Origin of the sequence: Virgibacillus proomii (assembly GCF_900162615.1) — a bacterium.
Lineage (GTDB): Bacteria > Bacillota > Bacilli > Bacillales > Amphibacillaceae > Virgibacillus > Virgibacillus proomii.
On the sequence record NZ_FUFN01000009.1, the window covers coordinates 466,979 to 483,411 of the forward strand.

Here is a 16,433-nt window from a genome sequence, read left to right on the forward strand (position 1 = left end):
AAAAGATTTTATACCTTAAAAACTAAATAAGAGATCATTCAACGACTATCTTTCCATTAGACTTAGTTAAGTCCTCGATCGATTAGTATTCGTCAGCTTCACATGTCACCACGCTTCTACCTCGAACCTATCTACCTCATCATCTTTGAGGGATCTTACTCACTTGACGTGATGGGAGGTCTCATCTTGAGGGGGGCTTCATGCTTAGATGCTTTCAGCACTTATCCCTGCCACACGTAGCTACCCAGCTGTGCTCCTGGCGGAACAACTGGTACACCAGCGGTGTGTCCATCCCGGTCCTCTCGTACTAAGGACAGCTCCTCTCAAACCTCCAACGCCCACGACGGATAGGGACCGAACTGTCTCACGACGTTCTGAACCCAGCTCGCGTACCGCTTTAATGGGCGAACAGCCCAACCCTTGGGACCGACTACAGCCCCAGGATGCGATGAGCCGACATCGAGGTGCCAAACCTCCCCGTCGATGTGAACTCTTGGGGGAGATAAGCCTGTTATCCCCGGGGTAGCTTTTATCCGTTGAGCGATGGCCCTTCCATGCGGAACCACCGGATCACTAAGCCCGACTTTCGTCCCTGCTCGACTTGTAGGTCTCGCAGTCAAGCTCCCTTCTGCCTTTACACTCTGCGAATGATTTCCAACCATTCTGAGGGAACCTTTGGGCGCCTCCGTTACCTTTTGGGAGGCGACCGCCCCAGTCAAACTGCCCGCCTGACACTGTCTCCGGACCGGATCACGGCCCTGGGTTAGAAGGTTCATACAGCCAGGGTGGTATCCCACGGGTGCCTCCACGTAAGCTGGCGCTCACGCTTCGATGGCTCCCACCTATCCTGTACAAGCTGTACAAACATTCAATATCAGGCTACAGTAAAGCTCCACGGGGTCTTTCCGTCCTGTCGCGGGTAATGCGCATCTTCACGCATCGTATAATTTCACCGGGTCTCTCGTTGAGACAGTGCCCAAGTCGTTGCACCTTTCGTGCGGGTCGGAACTTACCCGACAAGGAATTTCGCTACCTTAGGACCGTTATAGTTACGGCCGCCGTTCACTGGGGCTTCAGTTCTACGCTTCGTACCGAAGTACTAACGCTTCCCCTTTACCTTCCAGCACCGGGCAGGTGTCAGCCCCTATACTTCGCCTTTCGGCTTCGCAGAGACCTGTGTTTTTGCTAAACAGTCGCTTGGGCCTATTCACTGCGGCTCCTCCTACAAGGAGCACCCCTTCTCCCGAAGTTACGGGGTCATTTTGCCGAGTTCCTTAACGAGAGTTCTCCCGCTCACCTTAGGATTCTCTCCTCGCCTACCTGTGTCGGTTTGCGGTACGGGCACCTATGAGCTCACTAGAGGCTTTTCTTGGCAGTGTGAAATCCGGAACTTCGGTACTCATGTTCCCTCCCCGTCACAGCTTAGAATTATCGGACGGATTTTCCTATCCGACTCCCTTGCTGCTTGGGCGCACGCTTCCATCCGTGCGCTTTCCTTATCCTACTGCGTCCCCCCATCGCTCAAACACTCATGAGGTGGTACAGGAATATCTACCTGTTGTCCATCGCCTACGCCTTTCGGCCTCGGCTTAGGTCCCGACTAACCCTGAGAGGACGAGCCTTCCTCAGGAAACCTTAGGCTTTCGGTGAAAGAGATTCTCACTCTTTTTTCGCTACTCATACCGGCATTCTCACTTCAAAGCGCTCCACCAGTCCTCACGGTCTGACTTCACTGCACATTGAACGCTCTCCTACCATTGTTCCGAAGAACAATCCGCAGCTTCGGTGATACGTTTAGCCCCGGTACATTTTCGGCGCAGAGTCACTCGACCAGTGAGCTATTACGCACTCTTTAAATGGTGGCTGCTTCTAAGCCAACATCCTGGTTGTCTATGCAACTCCACATCCTTTTCCACTTAACGTATACTTTGGGACCTTAGCTGGCGGTCTGGGCTGTTTCCCTTTCGACTATGAACCTTATCACCCATAGTCTGACTCCCAAGGATAAGTAGTTGGCATTCGGAGTTTGACTGAATTCGGTAACCCGATGAGGGCCCCTAGTTCAATCAGTGCTCTACCTCCAATACTCTTTCCTTGAGGCTAGCCCTAAAGCTATTTCGGAGAGAACCAGCTATCTCCGTGTTCGATTGGCATTTCACCCCTACCCACACCTCATCCCCGCATTTTTCAACATACGTGGGTTCGGGCCTCCAGTCAGTGTTACCTGACCTTCACCCTGGACATGGGTAGATCACACGGTTTCGGGTCTACGACCGCATACTCTGTTCGCCCTGTTCAGACTCGCTTTCGCTGCGGCTCCGTGTCTTCCACTTAACCTTGCATACGATCGTAACTCGCCGGTCCATTCTACAAAAGGTACGCCGTCACCCATTAACGGGCTTCGACTACTTGTAGGCACACGGTTTCAGGTTCTCTTTCACTCCCCTCCCGGGGTGCTTTTCACCTTTCCCTCACGGTACTGGTTCACTATCGGTCACTAGGGAGTATTTAGCCTTGGGAGATGGTCCTCCCGGATTCCGACGGAATTTCTCGTGTTCCGCCGTACTCAGGATCCACTCCGGAGGAAGTTCCTTTTTGATTACAGGGCTGTTACCTCCTTTGGCGGATCTTTCCAGATCGCTTCATCTAAAGAACTTCTTGGTAACTCCTATGGAGTGTCCTACAACCCCAGAAGGCAAGCCTTCTGGTTTGGGCTCGTTCCGTTTCGCTCGCCGCTACTTGGGAAATCGCATTTGCTTTCCTTTCCTCCGGGTACTGAGATGTTTCAGTTCCCCGGGTCTGCCTCCTCTACCCTATGTATTCAGATAGAGGTACTGTTCCATTACGAACAGTGGGTTCCCCCATTCGGAAATTCCCGGATCAACGTCTACTTACGACTCCCCGAGACATATCGGTGTTAGTCCCGTCCTTCTTCGGCTCCTAGTGCCAAGGCATCCACCGTGCGCCCTTATTCACTTAACTAACTCGCTTTATGTGAAATAAGCTAGACGCTTTTTCGCCTTTATTGCTTTTGGTTTGATGTCGTTGTTACTCTTATTTAGTTTTCAAGGTACCATCTTTAAAGAGAGACTATTTACTCTCTCAAAACTGAACCAAACAACCTAGTATGTCTTCCGTATAATCAGCTCAAACGTCTATCGTCGTTTTCGCTTTATCTTATTCCAGCTCCAGCGTTCAGCGACTAGTGAAACTTCCTTCCCCTCCGTACGATAAGTCAACATCGATTCGCCTCTCGGCTCTTCGTGTTTCCATTATCTCCTTCGGTTCCGTCCAGTTCATACGTCGCTAAACGAACGCTTACGCTTTATCTTATTCCTTAGAAAGGAGGTGATCCAGCCGCACCTTCCGATACGGCTACCTTGTTACGACTTCACCCCAATCATTGGTCCCACCTTCGGCGGCTGGCTCCTTACGGTTACCTCACCGACTTCGGGTGTTACCAACTCTCGTGGNAGCCGGGGCTTTCTGGTTAGGTACCGTCAAGGTGCCGCCCTATTTGAACGGCACTTGTTCTTCCCTAACAACAGAGTTTTACGATCCGAAAACCTTCTTCACTCACGCGGCGTTGCTCCGTCAGACTTTCGTCCATTGCGGAAGATTCCCTACTGCTGCCTCCCGTAGGAGTCTGGGCCGTGTCTCAGTCCCAGTGTGGCCGATCACCCTCTCAGGTCGGCTACGCATCGTCGCCTTGGTAGGCTTTTACCCCACCAACTAGCTAATGCGCCGCGGGCCCATCTGTAAGTGACAGCTTGCGCCGCCTTTTAACGTCTCCTTATGCAAGAAAACGTATTATCCGGTATTAGCCCCGGTTTCCCGGAGTTATCCCAGTCTTACAGGCAGGTTGCCCACGTGTTACTCACCCGTCCGCCGCTCGTTCCACATGCGTCACCCCCGAAGGGGTTCTGCTTGCTTCCCGCGCTCGACTTGCATGTATTAGGCACGCCGCCAGCGTTCGTCCTGAGCCAAGATCAAACTCTCCAAAAAAGTTTGTAATGAAAAACACCGTTCTTCATTATTTCTTAGCTTCTCTCAAGATCTCTCTTGAGTTATTTCTTAGAAAAACAGAGACTGCTTTTCTTGACATACTGGTTGTTTTGTTCAGTTTTCAAAGAGCAAATATTGTTAATGTCTTTTGCGACAGCAACTTTTATAATATAACATTTTAAGAAGTAGCTGTCAATAACTTTTTTTGATTTTAAAATCGCTCTTCTTAAAACAGCGACTTTATTAGAATAACATATACTACTTTGTTTTGTCAAATGTTTTTTTGTTTTTTTGCAAATGGGCCTGAGTGGACTTGAACCACCGACCTCACGCTTATCAGGCGTGCGCTCTAACCAGCTGAGCTACAGGCCCACAAGAATTTGTTTTGGAGCGGGTGAAGGGAATCGAACCCTCGTCATCAGCTTGGAAGGCTGAGGTTTTACCATTAAACTACACCCGCGAATATAAAATAATGTAATATAATAAGGAAATAAAATAACTAAATGGTCGGGAAGACAGGATTCGAACCTGCGACCCCATGGTCCCAAACCATGTGCTCTACCAAGCTGAGCTACTTCCCGAATCATGGCGCGCCCGAGAGGAGTCGAACCCCTAACCTTTTGATCCGTAGTCAAACGCTCTATCCAATTGAGCTACGGGCGCTAATTTCAATCTTTTAATAGAGTGTAATCCATCAATAGATTCGAGACCATTAAATGCGGTCGAGAGGACTTGAACCTCCACGGGTTATACACCCACTAGGCCCTCAACCTAGCGCGTCTGCCATTCCGCCACGACCGCCTAAATTCATTTATAAAAAACTTAAAGGATGGTATAGATTCAAAATTCCAATGCGGGTGGAGGGAGTTGAACCCCCACGTCCGAAGACACTAGATCCTAAGTCTAGCGCGTCTGCCAATTCCGCCACACCCGCAAGTCTTTCATTGTAATGGTGAGCCATGGAGGATTCGAACCTCCGACCCTCTGATTAAAAGTCAGATGCTCTACCGACTGAGCTAATGGCTCATAATGGATAAGTGATTGTAAAAACAACTCTGTTCAAAGTAGACCCCTGCTTCTTCTTGTTTTTTCACAGGTACTTTGTGCATCGGGTTTACTCGTAGCGTATTCGGTAGATGTTCAGCTTGTTGCTGTACCGAACTAATAAAACATTGTGAAGTTATAAACTAAACAAAAGTGGCTGGGCTACTAGGATTCGAACCTAGGATACACGGGATCAAAACCCGATGCCTTACCGCTTGGCTATAGCCCAACACTGGCGGTCCGGACGGGACTCGAACCCGCGACCTCCTGCGTGACAGGCAGGCATTCTAACCAACTGAACTACCGGACCTTCTATTTTATTATAAAAGTAAAAACCAGATGACCCGTACGGGATTCGAACCCGTGTTACCGCCGTGAAAGGGCGGTGTCTTAACCGCTTGACCAACGGGCCAATTTTTTAATGGCGGAGAAGGAGGGATTTGAACCCTCGCGCCGTTATCAACGGCCTACACCCTTAGCAGGGGCGCCTCTTCAGCCACTTGAGTACTTCTCCTTGTATGGCTCCACAGGTAGGATTCGAACCTACGACCGATCGGTTAACAGCCGATTGCTCTACCACTGAGCTACTGTGGAATAAATGCAAATAAAGAATTGCAACGAAAAATATAATACACTATCTAAGGAAAATTGTCAACATTTTATGTGATTTTATTTGAAACTTTATGTAATAAGACCTGTTATAATTGACAGCTAATTTAATGTACCATGAATGACATAATTCGTCAATGGGTTACGACTATTTTTTTATATTTATAATTTTAAAGACAACTTAGCAATATCCAAGCTCTGATAAAGTGAAACTTATATTTCTTGGATGCCTTTCCCAAGAAATATTAGCTGAACGAATCGGGCATTTAGGTGCCGTTATACCTACCGCATATCCTCTTTGTATAACTCAAGATTTGAATGGGAGGTTTACGGCACCTTACATGCGGGATAAAGTGAAACTTATATTTCTTAGAATGCCTTTCCCAAGAAATATTAGCTGAACAAATCGGGCATTTACTTGCAGTTAGATCCTCCCATCTAACTTCTTAGTTTTTTCCTTGAAGCACAGAAGTGGAGGTCTTACTGCAAGTTACATGCGGGATAAAAATGATTGTCTCATTTACTAGAGGTTATTCAAACAGCTCGATAAAAATGTCGTACTCAATATCATCATACATTTGAGTGGAAGTTTTATATCCGAAGTAAACGTGCTGCAACTAAGTTATTATTTGCTGCTAACTGGGTTTTCTTTAATTACTTGTTTCTTGTGGCTCGTATACCTTGAGTGGTTTTTACTGCGCTACTTGAAACTAGAAACTAGGCCGAACTGAGCTTCGACGCATTAGGATATGACCGTGTAGGAGTTGCAACAAATAAAAAGTGGTGACAGCGATCATCGCGATTTTTCAAGGATGTTGCGGTATTAGTCAGTCTCAGGTCTATTAGCCACCTTTAGAACTCACATTTTCATCGTAAACCATTAAAAATGTGTGAAAGCGCTCCTAAGTTAACATGTTTATTTGTTTCTACTTAATATACCAACTCGTTAACTTTGTTGTAATTCTATTTTTCCTTTACATCTGCCACATCTGTATTTATTCGTATTCATTCTTCTCATCCGCCTGAATTCCTGACCGCAAACTTCACATTTATAAATATATTTACATTTTTGTTGTGAAGGAAGGGGTTTACAGTGTCTTGGTGAATTCGTTGCACGTAGAAGCCTCTTGAAATCCTGATCTCCATGTTTGTAACCTTTTCCTTCAATATGCAGATGGTAATGACAAAGCTCATGTTTAATAATACCAATAAATTCATCTTCTTTTTCTAAATACTTTGGATTTAATTCAATCAGCTTTTTTGCCGGAATATATCTTCCCCCCGTTGTACGCAGTCGATGATTGAATTTCACTTCATGTAAAAAAGGTTTATGAAAATAACGGAGTGACAACGTATTCACTAAATCATATACTTCTTTATCAGTTAGTTGATACATTTGAAAATTCACCTCTTCCATATCACAGTATTATCATATAAAAAAATACATTCTCTTGCACAAAAATAGTTTTTTAATCAATGTCCCTAATTATTATACTTATTTATTTAAAATCATTATAAAAAAGTATTGATTTTTATTTAGTTTAGATTATAATATAGTTATAGTTCGACTAAATGTTAGAAGGAGGAAGTATTTTGCCTAATAATAGATTAACAACAGCTGCTGGAGCTCCGGTTAGCGATAACCAAAATTCAATCACTGCTGGTCATCACGGACCAACACTACTTCAAGATTTCCACTTGCTGGAAAAGTTAGCTCACTTTAATAGAGAACGTATTCCTGAACGAATCGTTCATGCAAAGGGAGCAGGTGCTCATGGATACTTTGAAGTAACTAATGATGAAATTTCTAACTATACAAAAGCAGATTTTCTTAGTGAAATTGGAAAGCGTACAGAAGTATTTGCTCGTTTTTCAACTGTTGCCGGAGAGTTAGGTTCTGCTGACACCGTACGAGACCCACGTGGTTTCGCCATTAAATTCTATACAAACGAAGGTAATTATGATCTAGTTGGAAATAATACACCAATATTCTTTATCCGTGATGCTATTAAATTCCCTGACTTTATTCATACTCAAAAACGTAATCCAAAAACCCATTTGAAGGACAAAGACATGGTATGGGATTTCTGGTCACTATCACCGGAATCACTCCATCAAATAACCTATCTTCATGGAGACCGCGGTATTCCCGCTACTCTCCGTCATATGAATGGATATGGAAGTCATACATTTAAATGGGTTAATCAAGAGGGGGAAGCATTCTGGATTAAGTATCACTTCATCAGCGAGCAAGGAGTAAAAGGCTTAGCTGCAGAGCTTGCTGAGAAAATTGCCGGAGAAAATCCTGATTATCACATAGAAGATTTATATAATGCAATTGAAAATGGCGATTATCCAGCTTGGAAGCTATATGTACAAATTATGCCTTATGAAGATGCAAAAACATATAAATGGGATCCGTTTGATGTAACAAAGGTTTGGTCTAAGAAAGACTACCCGCGCATTGAAGTTGGTCGAATGGTATTGAATAGAAACCCAGAGAATTACTTTGCGGAAGTAGAACAAGCTGCGTTCTCACCTGGCCAATTTGTACCCGGTATTGAGGCATCACCGGACAAAATGCTTCAGGGGCGTTTATTTGCATATTCTGATGCCCATCGCTATCGTCTCGGAGTAAACCATCACCAAATTCCTGTAAATAAACCAAAAGTAGAAGTAAATAATTATCAGCGTGATGGATTTATGACTGTTAATGGAAATGGTGGAGGTAAGCCAAACTATGAACCAAATAGCTTTCATGGTCCTGTTGAAGACCCCTCAACAAAAATAAAACCATTTGAAGTTTATGGCGAAGCAGATAGTGTTCCTTATGACAGTGATGATCATTACACTCAAGCTGGTGACTTATATCGTTTAATGTCCTCCGATGAAAAAGATAGATTAATTAAAGCATTTGTCGACCATATGAAGCCGGTAACCAAAGACGAAATTAAGCTCCGTCAAATCAGTCACTTCTATAAAGCTGACTCTGAATGGGGCGAGCGAATTGCACAAGGACTCGGTCTTCAAGTTCCTGAAAGTGTAAAGTAACATATGAGGAACTATACGAAGTTAACATCGTCTGTTTTGTCTCACATCATCGTAAAGGCAGAATCCACGTCAGCTTTAAAAAAACAGGCATGGCTAAAAACCATGCTTGTTTTCCTTATTAGACAGTACATATATTCTAATATATTGTTTCTCCATATCATAAATTTTAACTGTCTAGCTATGTGACTACGTTATCTAACTTTACACTCTCTAAACATAACATTCTGTATAGGTAGGTAGACAAAAGACTTTTATTCTTTAATCATGGATAAACCTATTCTACCCTTATTTGCACCAATACTATCTACCCAAACTGTGATTACATCCCCGACGGATACCATATCCATTGGATGCTTTACAAACTTATGCGACATCTTTGATATATGAACAAGACCATCTTGTTTTACACCAACATCAACGAAAACCCCAAAATCGACAACATTTCTTACTGTCCCCTCCAGTTCCATACCAGGTTTTATATCTTCAAGAGATAATACATTTTTCTTTAAAATCGGTTGTGGAAAATCATCCCGAGGATCTCGCTCTGGTTTCATTAATGCTTCTAGAATATCATTAAGCGTAGGTTCGCCAATTTTGAGCTGGTTCACAATTTCTTTTTTATCAATCATCCGAATTGCTTCTTGCAGCTTGTCTGAACCAATATCTTCTACTTCACAACCTAAAATATAAAGTAATTTTTCGGTATTGGCATAGCTTTCAGGGTGAATTGGTGTACGATCGAGGGGATTATCTCCATCCATAATACGCAAAAAACCAATTCCTTGCTCATATGTTTTTGCCCCCAAACGAGGAATCTTTTTCAATTGCTTACGATTCGTAAATTTCCCTTCTTCTTCACGACGCTTAACAATGTTATTAGCAACTGTTTTACTAAGTCCGGACACGTATTGTAATAACGATGAAGAAGCCGTATTCACATTTACTCCTACTTGGTTTACGGCTGTTTCGACAACAAAAGAAAGTGATTCATTCAATGCTTTTTGACTGACATCATGTTGGTATTGACCTACTCCAATCGATTTTGGATCAATTTTTACCAATTCAGCTAATGGATCTTGAACACGTCGTGCTATGGATACAGCACTTCTCTCTTCAACCTGTAAATCGGGAAATTCTTCTCTAGCAAGCTTTGATGCTGAATATACACTAGCCCCTGCTTCATTTACAATAATATATGGAATAGCTAACTCATTGTTATTAATTACATCTGAGATAAACTGTTCCGTTTCCCTTGAAGCTGTGCCGTTACCAATTGCAATTAATTCAATATGATATTTTTGGATAAGCTCCAAAACAATTTTCTCAGCCCCCGCTATATCATTTTTCGGTGCAGTAGGATACATCACACCGATATGATGAACTTTTCCTGTTTCATCAACTACTGCCAGCTTACATCCAGTACGAAAAGCGGGGTCAACACCAAGTACGGTTTTCCCTTTTAAAGGCGGTTGTAATAATAAGCTTTTTAAGTTTTTAGAAAACACATCGATCGCCTGTTGTTCTGCCTTTTCTGTTAGGCTGCTGCGTATCTCTCTTTCGATAGAAGGCTGGATTAAACGCTTATAACTATCATCAATCGCATGTTGTAGCAGTTCTTTGACGTCACTACTTACAGACTGTTTAATGATTCGCTCGTTTAAAAATTCAACAATTCTGTCTGTTGATGGATGAATGGAGACTTTTAAAACCCCTTCCTTTTCACCTCGGTTAAGTGCTAAAATTCGATGAGAAACAAGGGAACGAATGGGTTCATGAAACTCATAGTACATTTCATATACTTGCTTTTCATCTTTTTCAACATCTTTTGCTTCCGATTCAATCGATCCTCGCTTGACCGTTTCATCTCTCATATATTCTCGGTATGCAGGTTCTTCTGATATCCATTCTGCAATAATATCATTTACCCCCGCTAACACATCTTCGACAGTATGTAATTCATGCTCCTCTGAAATATATTTGACCGCTTCCTCATTAAGCTTGGTAATCTCCTGTTGCCAAACCAGCTCTGCTAATGGCTCTAATCCTTTCTCTTTTGCAATTGTAGCTCTTGTTCGGCGTTTTTGCTTGTAAGGACGATAAAGATCCTCTACCCGTTGCAGTTGCATAGCTTGTAGAATTTCCTGTCTTAGCTCGTCTGTCAACTTTCCTTGTTCTTCAATACTTCTTAAAACCTCTTGCTTTCTTTCAGATAGGTTTACGACATAATTCCATTTATCTTGAATTAATTTAATTTGTACTTCATCCAGACCACCTGTTACTTCCTTACGGTAACGTGCAATAAAAGGAACGGTATTTCCATCTTTCAATAATGCAATCACTTTATTTACAATAGGTACTTTTACTTTTGTCTCATTCGCTACCCAAAAAGTTAAATCTTGATTTATTTCATTTGTCACAAGTTCTCCTCCTTTACTACGTTGTCTATTTTATCAAAAATAGCAGAACTTTCCTAATGTCGTTATCTCCTACTTGGACTCCTTCGTATTCTTTATAAATCTTAAAAAGGGATCGATATAAAGTGAAACTTCATTTCTTGGAATGCTTTTTCCAAGAAATGTTAGTTGAACCAATCGGGCATTTAGGTGCCGTTTCTCATAATTAGATCCTTCTGTATCAACTCAGGTCCTTGAAGTGGGAGTCTTACGGCACCTTACATGCGGGATAAAGTGAAACTTCATTTCTTGGAATGCTTTTTCCAAGAAATGTTAGTTGAACCAATCGGGCATTTAGGTGCCGTTTCTCACAAAACATAAGCTGATGTTGACTTATCAAACGAAGGAAATCAAAGTTTGATTGCAGAACAGGCGCTTGAGCTAGACAATGCTACTTTCAAAAAAGCTATGACCATACAGAAAAAAATTTAGTTTCCTAGACAAAAAATAAGAGCTGCAGTCTTAGTCAGCTCTTTTATAGTGCATAGCTATTAAAGTAGTATCATCATGTCTAGGGGAATCGTTTATATGCTTGAATATATGCGTAATCTCCTGAGCATTTTTGGTCGTTAAATACTTTTGTGACAAATCTTTATCCGTTACACCATCAGAAAACATTAAAAACATCATGTTTGGCTGTAGCTTTTCTCGAATAACTTTAAACGAACAATGGTATCCAGCTAAATAGCCGGCATTGGGAATATTACGCTTTTTCTTCTGGTTTTCCGTAATGATTAAAATACCTATATTGCCTATGGAAGAAAAGGAATACATTGCTGTTTGGAAATCAATTTTGAGAATACCAACAACAACACCACGTTTTCCATGTAATTGTTCATTGCATTTTTTTATAATCGTTTCAATATTAGTATTCATGTTTTCTTTAATAATATCAATAACAATTTGTGAGGATTCCTTGGCAAACTCACCACTTCCTAATCCGTCCGCAATGGCACAAACAAATTCACGCTCTGTTTCTTTATAAAAATAACTGTCTCCACAATGATAGTTACCGACCTTCGCTTGTTGAAAGACAGACACATCTACATGTTTCATACTAATCAAAGACCTCCGTGCTTTCCATCTGAATAGCTTCTCTTAGCTTCCGTAATGAGCGGCGTTGAAGTCTTGAAACATGCATCTGTGAAATCCCTAACAGTTCCCCTGTTTCCTTTTGGCTCTTATTTTCAAAATAAGTATAATGTAAAATTTGTTGTTCTCTTTCAGATAAAATTGGAAATATTTTTTCTAGCAGCATCTTTTGATCGACATGATCGTACCCACGTTCTTCATTTCCTACTAAATCCAAAATAGCAACGGTACTCCCATCTGAATCTGCTTCAATTTTTCGATCAACCGAAAGTGCTTTGTAGCTTTTTCCCATCTCCATTGTTTCTAATATTTCTTCCTCTGACACTTCTAGATAGTCTGCTAATTCTTTAATGGATGGTGATTTTTGGTTTTGTGCCGTTAATATATCTACTGCTTTTTTTATTTTTGGTCCTAATTCCTTTATTCGCCTTGGAACATGTACACTCCATGTTTTATCACGGATAAAGCGTTTTATTTCTCCAATAATTGTAGGTATTGCAAAAGATTCAAAAGATTTACCGAATGTTGAATCATATCGGCGTACTGCAGCTAATAGTCCGATCATTCCCACTTGGACAAGATCTTCATGAATAGCACTATTTTTTGAATACTTACGAGCGATTGATTCGACAAGATCCTTATATATCAGAACAAATTTCTCTTGTAATTGCTCATTCGTGGGCTCCTTTTGCAATGATTCAATTAATTGGTAAACCTCATCCCTTCCGTTATTGTGTGGTTGAGATTTGGTCGTCATCAAAGCCCACCTCAGTTTCATTTATATACTTCGTCATTAGTACAATGACACCATAACTATTATTGATTTGAACTTTATCCATTAATGCATTAATTAAGAACAGACCAAACCCTCCTTCTCGTAAATCTTCAATTGATTCCGTTTCGTTATATGGGCCAATACTATCCTTTATTTCATTTAGACTGAAACTGTCACCACGATCTGCCACCATAATTTCTAAGCGATCATCGTAGACACCAAAACCGATCGTAACTTCACCTTCACCATCATGATAAGCATGATTGACGGTATTCGTAATTGCTTCAGAAATGGCTACTTTTAAATCTTCAATATCCTCATAAGAAAAGCCCATACGATTGGCTATTCCGGAAATACTTAACCTCACAACACCAATATACTCCGCCTTTGCTGGAACCTTCAATTCAATAAAATCAAATTTTTCCATTATTCACTTCCACCCCGAATCGCAGCATTTACATCTATAATCTCATCTAACCCTGTAATTTTAAACAAGCGCAGTACACGTTCCTGTATATTTACTAATATTAACTTACTATCATGCTCCTTTGTTGATTTAAGTGCACTAATAAAAATACCTAAACCTGTACTATCCATATAGCTTACCTTTTCTAAGTCAACCTCCACTATCCTGCCTTTTTGTTGTGTAAGGGGAATTAACGTTTCTTTCAAATTTGGGGCAGTATATGCATCTATTTCTCCAGATAAGTGGACAATAGACTTATTTGGTTCATCTGTGATTTTAATAGTTAGATTCATATTTCTCCTCCTATATATGTGAAACTTTATTTCGTAGACGATCTTTGGCTACGAAATATTAGAAAAACTTTGGCTTGTCGCCAAGTCTTTAGCGATAGCTGTAGTTTTTCTTATACGATAAAGTGAAACTTCATTCCGTGGAATGCTTTTTACACGGAATGTTAATACCACAAGGGTATGACCTAAAGGCCTTTGAACCAATCGGGCATTTAGGAGCCGTTTTCTCCGACTTAGCCCCTTTGCACGAACTCAGGACTTGAAGTGGGAAACTTACGGCACCTTACATGCGGGATAAACCCTAAAATTTTATACTTTCCTATAGTATTAGAAAAGTAAAACTTCGTTCTAGGAGTGTTTTTCTCCTTGAAGTGGAACAAAGGCTAAAAACTTGGGAGCCCTTGAAAAATTGCGGTGTATTGCTATCGAAGCATACTCTGTTCTATTCAACACATTTTGATCGATAACTTTGAAAATATTGCGATGTATCGCTGCCGAAGTTTTTTCTTGTCCTCGAAAAAGAAAAACGCTTCTTATTCGTGCACATCTATTGCTGCTTCCTTTTTCCCGAAGCAATCAGATTAGTCGCCGTTTTTTCTTTTCCACTCTATTTAAAAAGAATGGTTTACAGCGCCAAATATATAGAATATGTACATAAACATATTTTTTAGATTGTTGTTTAGATCCTGCTTACATTTACCCATTAAAACAATCTGTTAAACTTCTCTTCTTATAATTAGTAAAGTAAAATCATCTCGCAGTTCAAAGTCCTGTAAACGCTCAAAATATTTAAAAACTTGATTAACCATCTGTTGAGCTGGTAGATGAATATACTTTCTAATCACATCTAACACTTCTTGGCGTTCAATAAATCGTTCACCATCTCTGCACTCTGTAACTCCATCTGTCAATAGAATAACCATGTCCCCTTGTTCAATTTTAAGTTCATATTGTGGATAAGTTGTATCTGGAGTTACACCTAAAACAAGACCTTTTGTTTTTAGTTCTGTAAATATATCTCGCTTTGCATTGTAATAAAAACCAGGTTCATGACCTGCTGAGGCATAACGGAGTGTATGTTCAAAGGGAAGGTATTGTGCATAAAACATTGTAATAAACATGCTGGGATCAACATTTCTTTCAACAACTCGGTTCATGTTAACAAGAATTGCTTTTGGTGTCATCGCATCTTCAGGGTAACTGTCCATGGCATACTTAATCATTGACATGCAAAGCGCAGCGGGAATCCCTTTTCCTATAACATCAGCTATAGCAATTCCTAATGATCCATCTCTACCTTTTACAAAATGATGATAGTCTCCATTCATTTGATGAGCAGACATACTAATAACACCTATATCCAACCCCTGAATATCTGGCTTTTTGGTCTCTAAAAGCGTTTCCTGCATACTAGCCGCTACCGATATTTCTGATTTTAACTCTGACTGTTTTTCCCGAAGCTGTTGATACTCTCGATGAGCAATTCCATATGCAATCATCGCCTCTAACAGAAAATTCATGGAATATTTAATACCCTCACTTAAATTAGGATATAAATCTTCGAGGGCCTGAATATGCATATTAACGATTTCATCTGGCAAAATATTATTCTTTATAAAAGATTTACTAGCTTGTTCAATTTCATAAAGGGAGCGCTCATCTCTTGTTTCAATATAACGCTTCATTAATAATTTATAAGTTTCTGCATCTAATTTCAGTATACTCTCCATTATTTTCCCCCTCACTATCCATCGTAGCCAAAACAACTGAATGGTTACAAGTGAATTAACTCCAAATAAAAGGAAGCTGTCAGACTCATATCTAAGATCCGTATAGATAAAAGTCTTCACAGTATACTCTCTTTCACCATTTCAAATTAGAACAACTACCTTAACCATTTAATTACTTTCACTCGCGTTCCCTTACCGACCTCTGTTCGGATGTCAAATTCATCCATTAACCTTTTGACACCTGGCAATCCAGCTCCCAAACCTCCGGAGGTTGAATAGCCATCTTCTAACGCTTGTCCGATATCCACAATCCCGGGGCCTACATCAATGGCAATAATGCAGATTCCTTTATGCTCGACTGTATGGATCACTTCAAAACATATTTGGCCGTGATCTGCATATAGATAAATATTTCTTGCCAGCTCCGATATCGTTGTTGCAATACGTGCTTGGTCGACGGTTCCAAAACCTAATTTCTTCGCAATATCTCTACCTAACTGTCTTGCACCTACTATATCCCATTCTTTTTTTATATTCACACAAGATTGAGGTTGCATCCACTATTCCCCCAATTCCTGGTAGAGTTTAATAAGGCCTTGCTCTAAATTTAATGCAGTTGACACATTTTTTAAATGAATTCCTAAATCTAATAAAGTTACAGCAACTGCAGGCTGAATACCTGTTAAAACTACCTTCGCCCCCATTAAATCTGACATTGTAACAACATCACCAAGCACTTTGGCAATAAATGAATCAATAATATCAACCGATGTTAAATCAATAACCACTCCAGTTGAGCCGTTCTTATGAATCTTATCTAATAAATCCTCTTGAAATTGGATAGCTGTTTGATCATCAATCTCTGTCTGTATGGAGATTAATAAATAATTATGTAGCTTTAATATGGGTATTCGCATT

General features: G+C 40.9%; 10 protein-coding genes, 12 tRNA genes, 1 rRNA gene and 1 other annotated feature. Of the genes, 1 reads left to right on the forward strand and 22 read right to left on the reverse strand.

The window, feature by feature from the left end:
• Positions 1 to 62 precede the first annotated feature (62 nt).
• The 14 genes from BN1066_RS04905 to BN1066_RS04970 form a co-directional block, all read right to left on the reverse strand.
• Positions 63 to 2,982: ribosomal RNA gene (locus BN1066_RS04905) — 23S ribosomal RNA — on the reverse strand.
• Between the two features lie 359 nt (positions 2,983 to 3,341).
• Positions 3,342 to 4,005, reverse strand: a sequence feature (16S ribosomal RNA rRNA prediction is too short).
• A gap of 298 nt (positions 4,006 to 4,303) precedes the next feature.
• A tRNA-Ile gene (locus tag BN1066_RS04910) sits at positions 4,304 to 4,377 on the reverse strand.
• Between the two features lie 14 nt (positions 4,378 to 4,391).
• Positions 4,392 to 4,465, reverse strand: a tRNA-Gly gene (locus BN1066_RS04915).
• Positions 4,466 to 4,509: 44 nt separating this feature from the next.
• Positions 4,510 to 4,586: transfer RNA gene (locus tag BN1066_RS04920), tRNA-Pro, on the reverse strand.
• Positions 4,587 to 4,591: 5 nt separating this feature from the next.
• Positions 4,592 to 4,668: transfer RNA gene (locus tag BN1066_RS04925), tRNA-Arg, on the reverse strand.
• 54 nt (positions 4,669 to 4,722) lie between these two features.
• A tRNA-Leu gene (locus BN1066_RS04930) sits at positions 4,723 to 4,806 on the reverse strand.
• 51 nt (positions 4,807 to 4,857) lie between these two features.
• Positions 4,858 to 4,939 (reverse strand) — tRNA-Leu (locus tag BN1066_RS04935).
• A gap of 16 nt (positions 4,940 to 4,955) precedes the next feature.
• Positions 4,956 to 5,031: transfer RNA gene (locus BN1066_RS04940), tRNA-Lys, on the reverse strand.
• Positions 5,032 to 5,203: 172 nt separating this feature from the next.
• Positions 5,204 to 5,278, reverse strand: a tRNA-Gln gene (locus tag BN1066_RS04945).
• Positions 5,279 to 5,282: 4 nt separating this feature from the next.
• Positions 5,283 to 5,359 (reverse strand) — tRNA-Asp (locus BN1066_RS04950).
• 30 nt (positions 5,360 to 5,389) lie between these two features.
• A tRNA-Glu gene (locus tag BN1066_RS04955) sits at positions 5,390 to 5,461 on the reverse strand.
• Positions 5,462 to 5,471: 10 nt separating this feature from the next.
• Positions 5,472 to 5,563 (reverse strand) — tRNA-Ser (locus BN1066_RS04960).
• A 5-nt stretch (positions 5,564 to 5,568) separates the two neighbouring features.
• Positions 5,569 to 5,643 (reverse strand) — tRNA-Asn (locus BN1066_RS04965).
• 961 nt (positions 5,644 to 6,604) lie between these two features.
• Positions 6,605 to 7,054, reverse strand: coding sequence for a SprT family protein (locus tag BN1066_RS04970; RefSeq protein WP_077318356.1), 450 nt, complete (start codon positions 7,052 to 7,054; stop codon positions 6,605 to 6,607).
• 197 nt (positions 7,055 to 7,251) lie between these two features.
• Here BN1066_RS04970 and BN1066_RS04975 point away from each other — a divergent pair, with 197 nt between their 5' ends.
• Positions 7,252 to 8,709, forward strand: a complete 1,458-nt coding sequence (locus BN1066_RS04975) for a catalase (RefSeq protein WP_077318357.1) — start codon at positions 7,252 to 7,254, stop codon at positions 8,707 to 8,709.
• Positions 8,710 to 8,960: 251 nt separating this feature from the next.
• On the opposite strand, the gene BN1066_RS04980 is transcribed toward BN1066_RS04975, so the two are convergent.
• The 8 genes from BN1066_RS04980 to BN1066_RS05015 form a co-directional block, all read right to left on the reverse strand.
• Positions 8,961 to 11,126, reverse strand: coding sequence for a Tex family protein (locus BN1066_RS04980; protein ID WP_077318358.1), 2,166 nt, complete (start codon positions 11,124 to 11,126; stop codon positions 8,961 to 8,963).
• A gap of 498 nt (positions 11,127 to 11,624) precedes the next feature.
• Positions 11,625 to 12,218, reverse strand: a complete 594-nt coding sequence (locus BN1066_RS04985; RefSeq protein WP_179104291.1) for a SpoIIE family protein phosphatase — start codon at positions 12,216 to 12,218, stop codon at positions 11,625 to 11,627.
• A 1-nt stretch (position 12,219) separates the two neighbouring features.
• The gene (sigB, locus tag BN1066_RS04990; RefSeq protein ID WP_077318360.1) at positions 12,220 to 13,011 is read right to left on the reverse strand and encodes an RNA polymerase sigma factor SigB; all 792 of its coding nucleotides are present in this window, start codon (positions 13,009 to 13,011) and stop codon (positions 12,220 to 12,222) included.
• Positions 12,983 to 13,456: an anti-sigma B factor RsbW gene (gene rsbW / locus BN1066_RS04995; protein ID WP_077318361.1), complete on the reverse strand. Its 474-nt coding sequence runs from the start codon at positions 13,454 to 13,456 to the stop codon at positions 12,983 to 12,985. Before rsbW ends, sigB begins: the two co-directional genes overlap by 29 nt.
• On the reverse strand, positions 13,456 to 13,788 hold the full coding sequence (locus BN1066_RS05000; RefSeq protein WP_077318362.1) for an STAS domain-containing protein: 333 nt from the start codon (positions 13,786 to 13,788) through the stop codon (positions 13,456 to 13,458). Before BN1066_RS05000 ends, rsbW begins: the two co-directional genes overlap by 1 nt.
• 713 nt (positions 13,789 to 14,501) lie before the next feature.
• Positions 14,502 to 15,515, reverse strand: coding sequence for a PP2C family protein-serine/threonine phosphatase (locus BN1066_RS05005; RefSeq protein WP_077318363.1), 1,014 nt, complete (start codon positions 15,513 to 15,515; stop codon positions 14,502 to 14,504).
• A 155-nt stretch (positions 15,516 to 15,670) separates the two neighbouring features.
• Complete coding sequence (locus BN1066_RS05010) at positions 15,671 to 16,072, reverse strand: anti-sigma regulatory factor (RefSeq protein ID WP_077318364.1); 402 nt, start codon at positions 16,070 to 16,072, stop codon at positions 15,671 to 15,673.
• Positions 16,073 to 16,075: 3 nt separating this feature from the next.
• Positions 16,076 to 16,432 carry an STAS domain-containing protein gene (locus BN1066_RS05015; protein ID WP_077318365.1) on the reverse strand — a complete coding sequence of 119 codons (357 nt, stop codon included), beginning with the start codon at positions 16,430 to 16,432 and terminating at the stop codon, positions 16,076 to 16,078.
• Between the last annotated feature and the right edge of the window lies 1 nt (position 16,433).

Excerpts from the sequence above, each read along its gene's own strand:
- BN1066_RS04970 (WP_077318356.1), bottom strand. The coding sequence starts at position 7,054 with ATGTATCAACTAACTGATAAAGAAGTATATGATTTAGTGAATACGTTG.
- BN1066_RS04985 (WP_179104291.1), bottom strand. The coding sequence starts at position 12,218 with ATGAAACATGTAGATGTGTCTGTCTTTCAACAAGCGAAGGTCGGTAAC.
- sigB (WP_077318360.1), bottom strand. The coding sequence starts at position 13,011 with ATGACGACCAAATCTCAACCACACAATAACGGAAGGGATGAGGTTTAC.
- rsbW (WP_077318361.1), bottom strand. The coding sequence starts at position 13,456 with ATGGAAAAATTTGATTTTATTGAATTGAAGGTTCCAGCAAAGGCGGAG.
- BN1066_RS05000 (WP_077318362.1), bottom strand. The coding sequence starts at position 13,788 with ATGAATCTAACTATTAAAATCACAGATGAACCAAATAAGTCTATTGTC.
- BN1066_RS05005 (WP_077318363.1), bottom strand. The coding sequence starts at position 15,515 with ATGGAGAGTATACTGAAATTAGATGCAGAAACTTATAAATTATTAATG.
- BN1066_RS05010 (WP_077318364.1), bottom strand. The coding sequence starts at position 16,072 with ATGCAACCTCAATCTTGTGTGAATATAAAAAAAGAATGGGATATAGTA.
- BN1066_RS05015 (WP_077318365.1), bottom strand. The coding sequence starts at position 16,432 with ATGCGAATACCCATATTAAAGCTACATAATTATTTATTAATCTCCATA.